The organism is Pseudomonas sp. G3-39 (assembly GCF_054790485.1).
Genome location: NZ_CP186497.1, coordinates 2,810,758 through 2,825,551 on the forward strand (window position 1 = coordinate 2,810,758; position 14,794 = coordinate 2,825,551).

Genomic DNA, 14,794 nt, shown 5'->3' on the forward strand with positions numbered 1-14,794 from the left:
GCCTGCTCGCGATAGCGGTCTGACATTCAATCGCGATTTCGCCTGATACATCGCTATCGCGAGCAGGCTCACTCCTACAGGAAGGTTGTATGTTTCTTGAGGACGAGTGAGTCCTCGGTGGCGAGCGAACCCGCCACACGATCATTCAGTTCAATAATCCGGGTGTGTCAGTTGGCCGGGGGCTTGCGTGGGGCGCGCGGCTTTTTCTCGGCGGCTTTTTCGCCCGGTGGAATCACTTTGGCGGCGCTGGAAGGCTTGGCTTTGGCGTCGGCAGGCGCCTTGGGCTTGGCCGCCGGGGTCTTGCTTTCGGTGGCTTTGCCGGTCGCAGTCTTGCCGGCAGTTTTGCTGCCCGCAGCCTTTGGCGACTTCTTCGGCGCGAGGGCCTCGGCATCGGCCAGTTTGCGCGCCATCTCCCAATGACGCGCTTCATGACCTTCAGGTTTGCCCTCCGATTCCCAGATCTGATAGGCAAACTCGCGGATGCGTTTATCGTCGGTACTCATCGCAATGCTCCTGAACTGAACTCGTCGTTACGTAAAGAGTTGGGTAAACAGATTGACCGGGAAATCCCCCAGCGCGGCGCTGACGTTCAGCTCCCTGTTTTTTGTGACTGCGCTGCTGTGAAAAAGTCCCTTCAGGTTTGTGTCAGAGGCGGCGAACGGTAAAACCACCCGTGTATCGCCCCAGCGCAGCGCATCCACCTGTGGCACGGCACTGTTTTCCAGCAACGTCGCGCAGCGGATCGGCACGATCACGATGGCGTAGCGGCCCTCGTGCTCACGGGCGAATGCGAGCACGTTGTGCGCCTGCTCGCCCAGCACCTCCAAGGCCTGATACGTGCCCCGGCGAAACAGCTCGGCGTGTTCGGCGCGCAGGTTCAACACCTCGGCGATCAACGCTTGCTTGATGCGCCCGTCACGCCAGTTCGCCAGCAGCTCCGGGAGCGGCGCGTGTCCGTCCAGAGCTTGCGCGCGCGCGGCGTAATCCACCGGCCGGCGGTTGTCCGGATCGACCAGGCTAAAGTCCCAGAACTCGTTGCCTTGATACAGATCCGGTACCCCCGGCACGGTCATGCGCAGCAAGGTTTGCGCCAGACTGTTGAGGGAGCCGGCCGCCGCGATGCTGTTGACGGTCTTGCTCAGCGCGGCGCGCAGCAGCTCGCCCTCGTCACCGGTGAGCAGGCGCTGGGTAAACGTCTGTGCAGCGTTTTCGTAGGTTTCATTCGGCGCGCTCCAGCTGCTTTGCAGCTTGGCTTCGCGCAGGGCTTTCTGTTGCCACTGCCAGATGCGCTCGGCGTAGTTGCTGAAACCCGCCTGATCGTCATCACGCAATTGCAGCGGCCAACTGCCGAGCAACGCCTGATACAGGATCAGCTCATCGCCGGACGACGGCACTTGATCATCGTCGCGCAGCGGCCGGGCGAGGGCGCGCCACAACTCGACCTGTTCGGCATACCAGTGGCTGCGTTCGCTGAGCACCGCCAGTCGTGCACGGGTGTCTTCGCCACGTTTGTGGTCGTGGGTCGCAGTCGCCAGCAAATTGTCGGGAAACGCATCCAGGCGTTGCTGATTGACCGCATGGAAGTCGCTGACCGGTGCGCTGAACTGCTCGGTGTTGTAGCCGACGTCGTTGCGCGACAGCAGCACCGCCGAGCGATACAACGCGGTGTCTTCCACGGCTTTGGCCGCTGCCGGCGACGTCAGTTGCTGGAAGCGTACGCAAGCGTGCTTGAGGATCTTGCGCGAGCGCCCGCGCGGCTTTTGCCGCCAGGGCGTGCCACCGAGCCAGGCCGCGACGCAGTCGAGCACCGGCCAGTCGCCTTCGCCCAGCGTTTGCCGCGCGCCGTCCATGGCCTGCTGGAAGAACTGTTCATCCTGAGCCGCGCGACCCAGCGCATTGATGTAAGTGCGATACACCGGGAAATGCACGATCAGCGCCTGCAACACTCGGCGGATCGCACCGAGAGTCAGGTCGCGGGTCATCAGGTCATCCCGGGCCACTTGCAGCAGCGCCTGGGCGACGCTTTCGAAGTCACTGGCCAGCGAGCCGTTGAGGATCTGCTGGCGTGCCAGTTGCGCTTCTTCGATGAACGCCGCCGGACGCTCGGTGCGTCGCTGCCAGAGGTCGCCGAGTACATGTTCGCCATCGGGGTCGTGTTGCAGCAACGACAGCTGATTCATGAACTCGTAACCGGTGCTGCCATCCACCGCCCAATCGGTGCGCAGGGTTTCGCCTTCGCCGAGTATCTTCTCGACGTAGATCGGCAAGTGCCGACCCGGCGCAAGCAAATCGAGGCGCCGGCGCAATTTGCGGCAGTAACCGCGCGGGTCGGCGAGACCGTCGATGTGGTCGATACGCAAACCGTCGACCAGGCCTTCGCTAATCAACTGAAAGATCTTGCCGTGGGTCGCTTCGAACACGGCCGGGCGCTCGACGCGCAGGCCGCCGAGTTCGTTGATGTCGAAGAAGCGCCGCCAGTTGATGTCGTCCGCGGCGGTGCGCCAACTGGCAAGACGGTAGCTCTGGCGTTCGAGCAACTGGTGCAGCTTGTCGAAGCCTTCTGCAGTCGTGGAGTCGTAATGCGCGAGACTTTCCTCGATCGCGGCGAGAATTTGCGGATCGCTTGCCAGCTCTTTCAGTTCAGCCTTGAGCGGCATCGCCAGCGCATGGGCGTCGGTCTGGTAGCTCAGGGCGCTGAAACGATCGGCCAGGGATTTCAGCGCTTCGACCGGTTTAAGCAACTCGCCGTAGTCATTCGGGCAGATCGGAAAGTGATGCTCGTAATGCTCGACGTGGAAGCGACCTTGCTGCGCATCGAAATGCAGTTTCAGCGTGCCTTCCTGCAGCGCGCCACCGTAGTCGCTGCCGAGAAACGGCAACAGCAACTGGCCTTCCATCAACGGGTCCGGTGAGTGCCACTGGATGTCGAAGAACTCGCCGTACGGACTCAGGCGGCCCCATTCCAGCAGATCGAGCCACCACGGGTTGTCACCGCCGCCGACCGCCATGTGATTGGAGACGATGTCGAGGATCAGGCCCATGCCGTGTTCGCGCAGGGTGCTGACCAGACGCCGCAGCGCCGGTTCGCCGCCGAGTTCCGGATTGACCTGGGTCGGGTCGACCACGTCGTAGCCGTGCATCGAACCGGCGCGGGCCGCGAGCAGCGGTGAGGCATAGATGTGGCTGATGCCGAGGCGGGCAAAGTACGGCACCAGCGGCACCGCCTGTTCCAGAGTGAAACCCTTGTGAAATTGCAGGCGCAGGGTGGCGCGCAGGGGTTGGATGAGGGTCTGGTTCATTGGTCGCGCTCGGCAGCTTGCAGGCGGGCGCAGGCCAGCAGTTCCAGACGGCGCGCGGCATCGGCGCCATCAAGCAAGGCTTCGCTGTTGCCGGGCAGGCGTCGCGACCAGTTCGGGTGGCTGTCGATGGTGCCCGGCAGGTTGGCCTGCTCGTCGATGCCCAGCGCATCTTCCAGCGGCAGCAACACCAGCGGTGCGCGGGTATGACCGAGGAAACGCACGCTGGCATCGACCACTTGATCGGCTTCGTGGGATTCTTCGCGGAAGTTTTGCGGGTCTTGGCTCAAGGCCCCGCGCAGGCCTTCGCGCTCGCGCTGGCGATGGCGGCGCCATTCGATTTCACCGTTGGCGTCGACAAATTCCAGACGCGCATTCCAGTCGATATCGCGGCCATGCCACCAACCGTTGAGCGTCGGCAGATCGTGGGTGCTGGTGGTCGCCAGCGCGTTGTCCGGCCAGTCGAGGATCGGTTTGAAATACGTGTTGTCCTGTTCGAACAGCAGCACGCGCATGCCAAGAATCGCCCGCGCACTGAGTTTTTCCCGCAGACCGTCGGGCACGGTGCCGAGGTCTTCGCCGAGGACGATCGCCTGATGCCGATGGGACTCAAGGGTCAACAGGCGCAGCAGATCGTCAAACGGGTAATACAGATAAGCGCCATCGGCCGGGGCCGCGCCGTTGGGGATCACCCACAGGCGTTGCAGGCCCATCACATGGTCGATGCGCAGCCCGCCAGCGTGGGCGAAGTTGGCGCGCAGCATGTCGATGAACGCACGAAAGCCGTTGCGGATCAGACCTTCGGGGGAAAACGCGGAAATCCCCCAGCCTTGACCGGAGCGATTGAGAATGTCTGGCGGCGCACCCACGGTGAGCGAGGCGAGCAGTTCGTCCTGAAAGCTCCAGGCCTGGCTGCCGGCGCCGTCGGCACCGACCGCAAGGTCAGCGATCAGGCCGATGCCCATGCCGGCGCTGCGCGCAGCCGTTTGCGCGCGCTCCAGGCAGCGGTGGATCAACCACTGGCAAAAGGCGAAGTAACTGATGCGTTCGGCGTATTCCTCGGCAAAGGCTTCGAGGGCGGCGCCGCGCGGTTCATGCCAGTGTGCCGGCCATTCGCGCCAGTCGAGGCTTTCGCCACGGGCGGCGCGCATTTCCTGAATGGCTTCGAAACGGCAGTGGTTTTCCAGGGCTTCGCCACCGGCATGGCGGAAACTGGCGAAGTCCGGATACAACGGGTGCTCGCCCGCGACGAAGCCGTCGTACAAGGCTTGCAGCAATTTCTGTTTGGCGTCGGCGGCCGCCGGCCAGTCGATCAGCTTCAAGTCCTCCAGTTGCCGAAATTGCTCGGCCAGACCGCTGGCGTCGATCGCATCACGCAGGGCGCGTTCGCCAAGGATGGCGCCCGGTGCGGCATACAAGGCGTTGAGAAACAGGCGGCTGGACGGCGAATACGGGCTGTAGCGCCCGGTGTCGGCGCTGAACATCGCATGCAGCGGACTGATTGCCAGCGCATCGGCACCGCGCTCGCCAGCCACCCGCACCAGTTCTTCCAGCGCCTGAGTGTCACCAAAACCGCCATCGCCGGGGCGGCGCAGACTGTACAGTTGCGCGCTTAATCCCCAGACGCGAGGGATCGGGTTGTCTACCGCATCGCCGACGCTGAAGCAGCGTTCGGGGGCCACGGCCAGGGTGAAATATTGATCGGCGATGTGCACCTGTTGATAGCCGACCGGGATCAACCCTGGCAGCCTGGCTTCGGTATCGAGCTTGAGGTTAAGACGTGAACCGTCTTCAAGGTGGATTTCGCAAGGCGTTTCAGGCTCGAAATAGCGGGCCAGATCAACGCTGACCCCGACATCTGCGGTCAACAGCGGCGGCAGGTGGCGATCCTGTTGCACCTGTTGCAGTTGCAGCAGGCTGGCGTCGATTTCCTGCGCGGTATTGGCCGGATGACCCAGGCCGGTGAGAACATTGCGCAGCACCGCCGGGGCGACTTTCTGCGGGCGGCCGTTGGCGTCGATCCAGTCGACGGCGAGGCCGGCGCGGCTTGCGAGTATTTCCAGTTGCGCATCGCTCATAGGCGCTCTCCATCCAGAGGTTGCAAGGGGGTTGCGGCCGTGAGGCTGACAAGCGCGCAATACGCGGGCAGTACGCCCGGTTCCGACAGGGCAACGGCGGGCGGCTGTTGAAACAGCCACACGGCGTCGGTCTGTGCAGGGTTGACCACTGGCGTATCGCTGAGGTTCAGGTCAATTCGCAGCTCACTGCCATCGCCCAGGCGCCAGCGTGCACTGACCGCACCGAAGCCGAGCATGTGCGCCCCAAGCGCCTGGGTGCCGGACAGATTGGGAATGATGTAGCGGTGGCGCAATTGCAGCAGTTGCCGGTACAGCGCGAGGGTTTCCTGCTGTTTTGCGCTGCCGCTGCCGATCAGGCGAGGCTGCGAGGCGTGGAAGGTCTGCTCGGCATTCGGATCGGGAATTTTTTCGCGTTTGTGCGGGTCGGCGAAGGCGCTGAACCCGGCGAATTCATTGCGCCGGCCTTCGCGCACCAGATCCGCCAGTTCACCGTGGTGGCTGGTGAAGAACAGGAACGGTTGCTCGGCGGCGAATTCGTCGCCCATGAACATCAGCGGAATCATCGGTGACAGCAGTAACAGCACGGTGGCGGCCTGCACCGCGCGCGGATCGGCCAGGTGATGCAGACGTTCGCCGAAGGCGCGGTTGCCGATCTGGTCGTGGTTCTGCAGGAACAGGATGAAAGCGGTGGAGGGCAGGTGTTCGCTGGGCTCGCCGCGCGGTTCGCCGTGGCGGGTGATGTGGCCCTGAAACACGAAGCCCTGGCTTAGGCAGCGCACCAGTTGTTCGGTGGGTTGCAGCGCATAGTCAGCGTAGTAGGCGTCGGTTTCGCCGGTCAGCAGCACGTGCAGGGCGTTGTGGCCGTCGTCGTTCCACTGCGCGTCGTAATCCTCTTCGAGCAGGCTCGACTGGTTTAGCTCGTTTTCCACGGTCAGCCAGACGTGGCGGCTCGGATCGATCTGCTGACGAATACGCTGCGCCAGTTCGGGCAGGAAATCCGGGCTTTCGATGGCGTGCACCGCGTCCAGACGCAGCCCGTCGAAGCGGTATTCGAGCACCCACATCAGCGCGTTTTCAATGAAGAAGTCCCGCACTTCACGGCGGCGGAAATCGATCGCCGCGCCCCATGGCGTGTGCTTGTCTTCGCGGAAAAAACCTTTGGCGTAGCGCCCGAGGTAGTTGCCGTCGGGGCCGAAGTGGTTGTAGACCACGTCGAGAATCACCGCCAGACCATGGCCGTGGGCGGTGTCGATCAGGTGTTTGAGTTGTTCCGGAGTGCCATAGGAGGCTTGCGGTGCGAATGGCAGCACGCCGTCGTAGCCCCAGTTGCGTGTGCCGGGAAACTGCGCCAGGGGCATCAGTTCGATGGCGGTAATGCCCAGCTCGACCAGACGCGCCAGATGCTGCTCGACTTCGGCAAAGCCGCCGAGCGCGCCGACATGCAGCTCGTAGATCACCGCTTCGCTCCACGGCCGGCCGTGCCAGGTGGTGTGGCGCCAGTCATAGGCCAGCGGATCGACCACCACACTGTGGCGGTCAAGGTCGCCGTCCTGGGCGCGGGAGGCCGGGTCGGGCACCTCCAGTTCACCATCGATGTTGAAGCGGTAGCGGGTGCCCGCCGGGCACCGGGTCTTGATCACGAACCAGCCATCGGCCTGCGGTAACATCGGCAAGGACTGGCCGTCTTCAAGTTCGACACTGACGTAAAACGCATCCGGTGCCCACAGCGCAAACTGAGTGTGTTCGGCGTCCTGCATGATCGCGCCGTGGGGCCAGTTTTCTTGGGTCCGTAACGGCATGGTGAAAAGCTCCCTGAGTTATTTGTGGCCGGCTTTACCCAGCGCCTTGGCGACCAGTTGTTCGTAGAGTTCGGCGTAGGGTTCGACCGCTTTGCACCAGTTGAACGGCGCGGCCATCGCTCGGCAGCGCATGGCATTGAGCAGTTCGGGAAAGGCAAAGACCTTGAATGCGCGGCTCAGCGCTTCGCGGTAGCTCTCGACAGTGGATTCGTCGAAGAGGAAACCGGTGACACCGTTTTCGATGGTGTCGGCCAGGCCGCCGGTATTGCGCGCCACGGGCAACGAGCCGAAGCGCTGGGCGTACATCTGGCTCAGGCCGCAGGGTTCATAACGCGACGGCATCAGCAGGAAATCGCTGCCGGCGAACATGCGCCGGGCGTCGGTCTCATTGAAGCCGATGCGCACGCCGATCTGCCCGGGGAAGCGCAGCGCCAGTTCACGCATGGCCTGTTCTTCTTCCGGCTCGCCACGGCCGATGATTGCGATCTGGCCGCCGTTCTGCACGATGTATTCGGACACTGCTTCAGTCAGGTCCAGGCCTTTCTGATAAACCAGACGCGAAACCACGGCGAACAGCGGGCCGCTGGAATCTTTCAAGCCAAACAGTTCACGTACATGGGCGGCATTGATCGCTTTGCCTTCCCAGTCGCCGATGGCGAACGGCGCGAACAGGTGTGGATCAGTCGCGGCGTCCCAGCTCTCATCGATGCCGTTGGGGATGCCGCTGAGCAAGCCTTGCTGGGTCTTGGCGGCGAGAAAACCGTCGAGACCGCAGCCGAAATCCGGGGTGGTGATTTCCTGCGCGTAGGTGGCGCTGACGGTGGTGATGTGGCTCGAATAGGCCATGCCGGCCTTGAGGAACGACATCTTGCCGTAGAACTCCATGCCTTCCTGTTGCAGGGCATGGGTCGGAATACCCAGCTCCGGGCACGAGCCGAGGCTGGTCACGCCTTGATAGGCGAGGTTGTGAATGGTGAACAGAGTGGGCGTGCGCTGCCCGCGCCAGTGCATATACGCAGGGGCCAGACCGGCGGGCCAGTCGTGGGCGTGCACCAGATCCGGGCACCAGTGAATTTGTGCGAGGTTGGCGGCGATGTCGGCAGCGGCCAGGCCCAGGCGGGCGAAACGAATGTGGTTGTCCGGCCAGTCGCGACCGTTGTTGGCACCGTACGGCGAGCCTTCACGCTCATACAGCTCGGGGCAGATCAGCACGTAGATCACCAAGCCGTCCGGCATGTCCATGCGCCCGATCTTGCACGGAGGCAATGCGGCATGGCCGCCGAGCTCACCGATGATGTGGATCGGGTTCTCGCTGTGCATCACCTGCGGGTAACCGGGGATCAACACGCGCACATCGTGCAGGTGCGCCATGGCGCGGGGCAGGGCGGCGGAGACGTCGCCCAGACCGCCGGTCTTCACCAGATCGGCGATTTCCGAGGTCACGAACAACACTTTCTTCTTGTTGGGATTCTGGCTGGCGACCGGCGTCAGCGTTTTGGTGCCCGGGACGTTGATCGACCGGCTGCCGGGAAGACTCACCGTGCTCGATTCACCAACCGCCTGCTGAGCACGCTCTCCCTGAATATCCAATGCCGCACTGATCATATGAATCTCCCGTGTCGTTGATCTGATTCTTGTATCGAACAAGCTGTGGCCAAATCCTGTGGCCGGGCGCAAACGCGCCACGCATCGGTGAGCAAACGTTACCCAACACGTGCAAGCAGAATGGGTGAAGGGGCCGTTGCAAGGATTGCACCAGTCGCGTTGACCCTGCCTTTCAGATGACCCGCCGCCATCTGCAAAAGTTTCGACAATTTTTCGGGTTTGTGACTGGCCGGTTTTAATCCGCGAAAGTCAGTCTAGGCCAGATCCTAGAGCGGGCGAGAGCAAACGGATAAATTGTTCGACAATCGGTTGGCAGGCAGCGAAATCCGTGGTGTGCAGGCAGGAACGCACCGACGAAGGGCAGGTTTTTTTGAGGGAGAGGGCTAAAACGGTGACTGGTTGGTCACGATTTTGTGCTGGTGGAATGGCAGGGTGCACTGTTGTGGTGCGGTCAATTTGTTGATGTGTTGTCTATTAAGGCCCCTTCGCGAGCAAGCCCGCTCCCACAGTTGATTTGTGTACGACGCATTTCCAATGTGGGAGCGGGCTTGCTCGCGAAGGCGTCAGTCAATTCACCGCAATCGAAATGTTGCGATCAATTCAACAGGCGCAGCGGATGCCCGGCGGCCCACCCCTGAATATCCTCGATCATCTGCGCAAAGAACTGCGCATAGTTCTGCCGGCTGACATACCCCACATGTGGCGTGGCCAGCACATTGTCCAATGTGCGAAACGGGTGCAGTTCAGGCAGCGGCTCCTGATCGAATACATCCAGCGCCGCGCCGGCGATCTTCTGTTTCTGCAACGCCTTGATCAGCGCCGCTTCATCGACGATCGGCCCACGGGCGGTGTTGACCAGCAGCGCGGTGGGTTTCATCCAGTCCAGCGCCTGTGCGTCGACCAGCCCGCGGCTGCGCTCGCTGAGTACCAGATGCACCGAGAGCACGTCGGCCTGTTCGAACAATTCCTGCTTGCTGACGTAGGTCACGCCGGCCTGCTGTGCGCGTTCGGCGGTGAGGTTTTCGCTCCAGGCAATCACGCGCATGCCGAACACCTGGCCGAATTGCGCGACCTTCTGGCCGATGCTGCCCAGACCGAGGATGCCCAACGTCTTGCCGTGCAGGTCACCGCCCAGCCCTTGCTGCCAGCCACCGGCGCGCAGGGAATTGGCTTCGTTCAGCAGATTGCGCGTGGCCGCCATGATCAAGGCCCAGGTCAGTTCCGGCGCCGCGTGTTTGTAGCTGTCGGTGCCGCAGACCTTGATCCCGAGGCTGGCGGCCGCCGGCATGTCCAGCGCTGCGTTACGCATGCCGCCGGTGACCAGCAGCTTGAGGTTGGGCAGGCGCTGCAGCAGGTCCTGGTCGAAACGCGTGCGCTCGCGCATCACGCAGATCACCTGGTACTGGCCCAGTCGCTCGGCCAGTGTGGCGTTGTCTGCCGGGTAGTCATGCACAAACGTCACTTCGCCAATGCTGTCGAGCACCGACCAGTCGACCACGTCCCGTGCCACGTCCTGCCAGTCATCGATCACTGCAATCTGCACCGCCATCAGCCTTACCTCATCAACGAACGGGATTGGTGTTGTTCAGCCAGCCGAGCAAGGCCTGGTGAAACTTCGCCGGTTCTTCCATCTGCGGCGCGTGGCCGAGGCCGGGGAATTCCACCAGTGTCGATTGTGGAATCAGCTTGGCGACCTGCTTGCCGAGCACCTCATAGTGGCCGATTTTCGCCTTGACCTCGGGGGACGCGAGGTCCTTGCCGATGGCCGTGGTGTCGGACGTGCCGATCAACAGCAGGGTCGGCATCTTCAGGTCCTTGAACTCGTAGTACACCGGTTGGGTGAAGATCATGTCGTAGATCAGCGCGGAGTTCCACGCCACCTGGGTTTTGCCCGGGCCATTGCTCAGGCCGGCGAGCATGTCGACCCAGCGGTCGAATTCGGGTTTCCAGCGCCCGTCATAATAGGTGTTGCGCTCGTAGTCGCGAATGCCTTGGGCGGTGACTTTGAGTTCGCGCTGATACCACTGATCAACGGTGCGATACGGCACGCCGAGGGCTTTCCAGTCTTCCAGGCCGATCGGATTGACCAGCGCCAGTTGTTCGACCTGATCCGGGAACAGCAGCGCGAAGCGAGTGGCGAGCATGCCGCCGGTGGAATGGCCGAGCAGGGTGGCTTTCTGAATGCCGAGGGCCTTGAGCAGCTGTTGGGTGTTGGTCGCCAGTTGCTGGAAGCTGTACTGGTAGTGATCGGGTTTGCTGGAGGTGCAGAAGCCGATCTGATCAGGCGCGACGACCCGATAACCGGCCTCGCTCAAGGCCTTGATCGAACTGTCCCAGGTGGCGGCGCAAAAATTCTTGCCGTGCATCAGCACCACGGTGCGCCCGTTGGCCTTGCCGTGGGCGGCGACGTCCATGTAACCCATTTGCAGGGATTTACCCTGGGACTGAAAGGCAAAGTGTTTGAGCGTGTAGGGGTATTGGAAACCTTGCAGCTCCGGGCCATAGGTCTGGCCATCGGCGGGTGCAGTTTCAGTGGGCGCGGCAGCGTGGGCGAACAGCGGCAGCGCAGCAGTCAGGACCAGGCCGGGCAGCCAGCGGGATAGCGTGACGGACATAAGGGCAAACTCCATGGAAATCGGCCGATGCTGGAACGCCCGGATTAGGGCGACGTTAACCACAGGCAACGCGATGGCCGGAATGTTCAACCCAGCCAGCCCAGGGTCAGCATCGCCACCACGGCGTAACGCGCAGCTTTGGCCAGCGTGACGATCAGCAGAAAGCGCCCGAGCGGCTCGCGCATGACGCCGGCGATCAGGGTCAGGGGATCGCCGATCACCGGCAGCCAACTCAGTAGCAGCGACCAGTGACCATAGCGCTCGTAGTGTTTGCGCGCGGTGGCCATGTGGTTCGGGCTGACGGGGAACCAGCGTCGATCCTGAAAGCGTTCGAGGCCGCGCCCCAGCCACCAGTTGACCAGCGAACCGAGGACATTGCCCAGCGTCGCCACGCCCAGCAGGCCCCAGAGCCAGTAACGGTCGCTGGCGATCAGCCCGACCAGCAGCGCTTCGGATTGCAGCGGCAACAGCGTCGCAGCGCCGAACGCCGCCGCGAACAGCCCGACATAACCGGCAGCCATCAATGCGCCGGGTAGTCTGCCACCACCACATCCGTGCCGTCCTTTTTCAGGCCGATCACTTGATAGGCATCGCTCATACCGTCCATTTCCATGCCTGGCGAACCCATGGGCATGCCCGGTGCGGCGATACCCAGCAGATCGTCGCGCTTGCTCAGGGCCAGCACTTGTTCCGCCGGCACGTGGCCTTCGACGAACTTGCCGTTGATCAGCGCGGTATGGCACGAGCCCAGGCGGGGTGGCACGCCGTGTTGCTGCTTGAAGCTGCTCATGTCGCGTTCGACATGGTCTTCGACTTTGAAGCCGTTGGCTTCGAGGTGGCTGATCCATTTCTTGCAGCAGCCGCAATTGGCGTCGCGGTGCACTTCGATCGGGATCAGCTCGGCGGCCTGGGCCAGGGAGGACAGGAGCAGGGCGCTGAGGGCGGCCAGTCGCAGGGAGGTTCGCATGGTGGGCTCTCGACAAGGATGACGGTCAAAAAGGAAAGTATTTTGACCGGATTATCCTGCCGGGCATCAACGGAGTGTTTCAAGTTGATACAAGGCAGGCTGGCAGGATGATCCTGGATCAAGCCTGACAGCCTGCTGAGCGGGAGATTACAAATCTGTCAGGCTCAACGAACCTTGAACCGCCCCATGATCGCGCTCACCCGGTTGTTGGCTTCCAGCAACTGGCGGGTGTTGAGTTCGCTGGCCTGGCCGCTGTGCACCAGTTCTTCGACCATGTGCCGGATCTGCACCATGCTGCGGTTGATCTCTTCGGTGACCGCACTCTGCTGTTCGGCAGCGGTAGCGATCTGCGTGCTGAGGCTGTTGATGTGGCTGACCGAGCCGGCCATTTCATCCAGACCGGTGTTGACCCGCGCCGTGGCGTCGGCGGCGGACTGGCAGCTGGCCTGGGTGTTTTCCATGGCGCTGACCGACGAGCTCACGCCTTGGGTCAGGCGGGTCAACATCTCGTTGATTTCCGAGGTGCTGGCCTGGGTGCGAGCGGCGAGGGCGCGGACTTCGTCGGCGACCACGGCAAAGCCGCGACCCTGTTCACCGGCCCGGGCGGCTTCGATGGCGGCGTTGAGCGCCAGCAGGTTGGTCTGCCCGGCGATTGCGCCGATCACCCCGAGAATCTCGGTGATGCGCTGCGCGTCCTGCTGCATGTTCTCGACTTTCTGGGTGGCGCTGGCCACTTCGTCGATCAAGGCCACCACGCTGTTGGTCGCTTCACCGACCACCACCCGTGAGCGATCGGCGTTTTCGTTGGCGCGCTGGGTGAACGCAGCGGTTTCAGCGGCATTCTGCGCAACGCTTTCGGCCGTCGAACTCATTTCGGTGATGGCGGTAACGGTCTGATCGGTTTCCGAAGCGTGGCGCAGCAGAATCTGGCTGGTGTTGGCCGACGTACGCTGCAGGTCGTCCAGGCTCGAAGCCATGGCGCCGGTGGCCTGGGTGACTTCACCGATCATGTTCTGCAGGTAGGCAATAAAGGTGTTGACCGAGTGGCCGATGGCGCCCAGTTCGTCTTCGGCACGGATGGTGATGCGCCGGGTCAGGTCGGCATCGCCGCTGGACAGCAAGTCGATGTTGGCCTTCAGCGCTTTCATCCGCGACACCAGTTGGCGGATCGCATACACCTGCAACAACACCAGCAGGATCACCAGCGGAATCTGCAACAGGCTCAGGCTGCTGAGCACGTCGTCACGCTGGGCGGTGAGCATTTTCGTTGGCAGGGCGGTGGCGAGGAACCACGGCGTGCCTTCGATCGGGCGCATGAAGAAGGTGCTGGCTTCGCCGTTGTTGTCGAACTCGACGCGTTGCGCCTGATCGCGGTTTTGCAGGCCGGCCTTGACCTGACTGGCGAAGGTCGAACCGGCGGCCAGTTCGCTGATGTTCTTCAGCACGATCGGGCCGCTGATGCGCGAGCTGTTGCTGATGATCTTGCCGTCGGCCTCGACGATCAGCATTTCGGCGTTGAGGTCTTTTTCCTTGCGCGCCACCAGATCGTTGAAGAAGCCCAGCGTCACGTCGATGGTCGACACGCCCCACGCTGCACCGTTTTTCTGGATCGCCATGGCGCAGTTGGTGCGCGGCTCGGCACTCGCGTCATCTTTATAGGCCGCAGCCCAGGCACATTGGCCGCGCGGAGTCTGCATGCCGCCCTTGTACCAGCTCTGGTCGTAGTAGTTGGGCGCCGCGTCGCTGTTCCAGAAGGTATTCACCGCCAGTTTACCCGAGGCGTCGCGGTGCCAGAACGTGCTGAACTTGTTGCGCCCGGCCTCACGCTGACCCGGCAGTGGCCAGATCCCGCCGCCGAAGACTTTCAGCTCGCCGTATTGATCCACCAGGCCCGGCAACACTGTGTCGATGGCCGCGCTGTCGAGCAGGGGAATGGTCTGGGTGATGCTGCGCTGTTGCGCCTGGACTTTGTTCAGTTCGCCCTGAATCTGTTCGGCGACTTCGGCAATCCGGTTGAGCACCACCTGTTCTTCGGTATGCCGCAGCTTGGGGGCAACCAATTGGCTGATACCGACCACGGTCAGCACCGACAGCAGCAGGATGAACAGAACCAGAAATAACGTGTAGCGAGCCTGAATGGTGCGGAATGCGGGCATGGATACCGGTCCTTGAGCTGCGATTCTTATTGTGGGGTCGAGGGAAAAACGGCGGGGTCACACCAGCGTATCGTCGGCGAACGGGGAAGCTTTAAGTACTTTGGTGCAAGAAAGTGTCGGGCTGACGGAAGGTGCGTGTCGACTCCGATACAAATGGCTTGACCCTCTTGTCAGCCAGCGCAAAAAAAGCTTCGCGAGCAATCGTCAAACTGCCATGAAACCGCGGCACCGTGAGCTTCTGGCAATTTGTATCGAGAATGTACAAAAATTGTAAGCGA

The 14,794-nt window shown here is 62.4% G+C and carries 10 protein-coding genes; all 10 read right to left on the minus strand.

Annotation, left to right across the window (positions count from 1 at the left end; all coding sequences use genetic code 11):
• Positions 1-167: 167 nt before the first annotated feature.
• The 10 genes from ACOYXG_RS12435 to ACOYXG_RS12480 all read right to left on the minus strand — a co-directional run bounded on the left by ACOYXG_RS12435 (position 168) and on the right by ACOYXG_RS12480 (position 14,516).
• Positions 168-503: a DUF2934 domain-containing protein gene (locus ACOYXG_RS12435; protein WP_097089613.1), complete on the minus strand. Its 336-nt coding sequence runs from the start codon at positions 501-503 to the stop codon at positions 168-170.
• A gap of 27 nt (positions 504-530) precedes the next feature.
• Positions 531-3,299: a malto-oligosyltrehalose synthase gene (locus ACOYXG_RS12440; RefSeq protein ID WP_460358080.1), complete on the minus strand. Its 2,769-nt coding sequence runs from the start codon at positions 3,297-3,299 to the stop codon at positions 531-533.
• Positions 3,296-5,374, minus strand: a complete 2,079-nt coding sequence (gene malQ, locus ACOYXG_RS12445; protein ID WP_460358083.1) for a 4-alpha-glucanotransferase — start codon at positions 5,372-5,374, stop codon at positions 3,296-3,298. Before malQ ends, ACOYXG_RS12440 begins: the two co-directional genes overlap by 4 nt.
• A complete protein-coding gene (treZ, locus tag ACOYXG_RS12450; protein ID WP_460358085.1) occupies positions 5,371-7,173 on the minus strand; it encodes a malto-oligosyltrehalose trehalohydrolase in 1,803 nt (600 codons plus the stop codon). Before treZ ends, malQ begins: the two co-directional genes overlap by 4 nt.
• Positions 7,174-7,191: 18 nt before the next feature.
• On the minus strand, positions 7,192-8,778 hold the full coding sequence (gene glgA / locus ACOYXG_RS12455) for a glycogen synthase GlgA (RefSeq protein WP_095135607.1): 1,587 nt from the start codon (positions 8,776-8,778) through the stop codon (positions 7,192-7,194).
• Between the two features lie 595 nt (positions 8,779-9,373).
• Positions 9,374-10,327: a D-2-hydroxyacid dehydrogenase family protein gene (locus ACOYXG_RS12460; RefSeq protein WP_460358088.1), complete on the minus strand. Its 954-nt coding sequence runs from the start codon at positions 10,325-10,327 to the stop codon at positions 9,374-9,376.
• A gap of 13 nt (positions 10,328-10,340) precedes the next feature.
• Positions 10,341-11,393, minus strand: a complete 1,053-nt coding sequence (locus tag ACOYXG_RS12465) for an alpha/beta fold hydrolase (RefSeq protein WP_330207250.1) — start codon at positions 11,391-11,393, stop codon at positions 10,341-10,343.
• A gap of 86 nt (positions 11,394-11,479) precedes the next feature.
• On the minus strand, positions 11,480-11,914 hold the full coding sequence (locus tag ACOYXG_RS12470) for a YqaA family protein (protein ID WP_097089622.1): 435 nt from the start codon (positions 11,912-11,914) through the stop codon (positions 11,480-11,482).
• Complete coding sequence (locus ACOYXG_RS12475) at positions 11,914-12,360, minus strand: DUF411 domain-containing protein (protein WP_115989867.1); 447 nt, start codon at positions 12,358-12,360, stop codon at positions 11,914-11,916. Before ACOYXG_RS12475 ends, ACOYXG_RS12470 begins: the two co-directional genes overlap by 1 nt.
• 164 nt (positions 12,361-12,524) lie before the next feature.
• Entirely contained in the window at positions 12,525-14,516 is a 1,992-nt protein-coding gene (locus tag ACOYXG_RS12480) for a methyl-accepting chemotaxis protein (RefSeq protein WP_414889200.1), read from the minus strand.
• Positions 14,517-14,794 lie beyond the last annotated feature (278 nt).

What these genes read in the sequence shown, in the direction of transcription:
- ACOYXG_RS12475 (WP_115989867.1), bottom strand. Translation starts at nt 12,360, where the DNA reads ATGCGAACCTCCCTGCGACTGGCCGCCCTCAGCGCCCTGCTCCTGTCC.
- malQ (WP_460358083.1), bottom strand. Translation starts at nt 5,374, where the DNA reads ATGAGCGATGCGCAACTGGAAATACTCGCAAGCCGCGCCGGCCTCGCC.
- ACOYXG_RS12465 (WP_330207250.1), bottom strand. Translation starts at nt 11,393, where the DNA reads ATGTCCGTCACGCTATCCCGCTGGCTGCCCGGCCTGGTCCTGACTGCT.
- ACOYXG_RS12480 (WP_414889200.1), bottom strand. Translation starts at nt 14,516, where the DNA reads ATGCCCGCATTCCGCACCATTCAGGCTCGCTACACGTTATTTCTGGTT.
- ACOYXG_RS12440 (WP_460358080.1), bottom strand. Translation starts at nt 3,299, where the DNA reads ATGAACCAGACCCTCATCCAACCCCTGCGCGCCACCCTGCGCCTGCAA.
- ACOYXG_RS12470 (WP_097089622.1), bottom strand. Translation starts at nt 11,914, where the DNA reads ATGGCTGCCGGTTATGTCGGGCTGTTCGCGGCGGCGTTCGGCGCTGCG.
- ACOYXG_RS12435 (WP_097089613.1), bottom strand. Translation starts at nt 503, where the DNA reads ATGAGTACCGACGATAAACGCATCCGCGAGTTTGCCTATCAGATCTGG.
- treZ (WP_460358085.1), bottom strand. Translation starts at nt 7,173, where the DNA reads ATGCCGTTACGGACCCAAGAAAACTGGCCCCACGGCGCGATCATGCAG.
- ACOYXG_RS12460 (WP_460358088.1), bottom strand. Translation starts at nt 10,327, where the DNA reads ATGGCGGTGCAGATTGCAGTGATCGATGACTGGCAGGACGTGGCACGG.
- glgA (WP_095135607.1), bottom strand. Translation starts at nt 8,778, where the DNA reads ATGATCAGTGCGGCATTGGATATTCAGGGAGAGCGTGCTCAGCAGGCG.